The sequence below is a fragment of the Amaricoccus solimangrovi genome, from assembly GCF_006385685.1.
GTDB lineage: Bacteria > Pseudomonadota > Alphaproteobacteria > Rhodobacterales > Rhodobacteraceae > Amaricoccus > Amaricoccus solimangrovi.
In genome coordinates, this window is record NZ_VFRP01000116.1 from 1 (window position 1) to 868 (window position 868).

1 protein-coding gene is annotated in these 868 nt (G+C 69.0%); it reads right to left on the bottom strand.

Going from position 1 to position 868, the window contains the following annotated elements; translation table 11 throughout:
• Positions 1–168 precede the first annotated feature (168 nt).
• Positions 169–868: GMC family oxidoreductase (locus tag FJM51_RS23515; protein ID WP_233713256.1), on the bottom strand; the 700-nt coding region annotated here is incomplete at its 5' end.

Sequence of the window (868 nt, forward strand, 5' to 3'; positions counted from 1 at the left end):
GCGGCGATGACCGCCAGCGAGGGCGCGAAGACGCGCCAGTCCAGGCGGTCATCGCCGATCTCTTGATGGGCCAATTGTGTTCCTCCTCGCGCGATGAGGTCACCGCGTCGTTGTCATTGATTGGAGCTCGTGTGGAAGCGCCCGCCCCGTCGAGGCGGACGCGGACGGTCAGCCGCGCAGGATCCAGCGCGAAGCCTTCTCCGCGATCATCAGCGTCGGCGCGTTGGTGTTGCCGCTGGTGATCTCCGGCATGATGCTGGCATCCACCACCCGCAACCCGTCGATCCCGCGCACCCGCAGACGCGTGTCGACCACCGCGTCCGGATCATCCTCCCCGCCCATCTTCGCGGTGCCGACCGGGTGGAAGATGGTGTTGGCGATGTCGCCCGCGAGCTTCGCCAGTTCCTCGTCGCTCTGGAACTGGATGCCCGGTCGCCATTCCTCGGGCCGGTACTTCGCGAGCGCCGGCTGCGCGAGGATCCGCCGCACCTGCCGGAGACTCTCGGCCGCGATCGAGCGGTCCTCGTCGGTCGAGAGATAGCGCGGCGCGATCGCCGGGGCGTCGTCGAAATGGTTGGAGCGCAGGCGCACGGTGCCGCGGCTCGTCGGGTTGAGATTGCAGACGCTGGCCGTGATCGCCGGGAACCGGTGCAGCCCCTCGCCGAAGGCGTCGAGGCTCAGCGGCTGGACATGGTATTCGAGGTTGGCATGCGGCCGCGATGGGTCGGAGCGGGTGAAGGCGCCGAGCTGACTTGGCGCCATGCTCATCGGCCCCGAGCGCCGGAGCGCGTATTCGAGCCCGATCCGCGCCTTGCCGATCAGGTTGCCGGCGAGGGCGTTGAGGGTGAGCGCGCCCGCGACCTTGTAG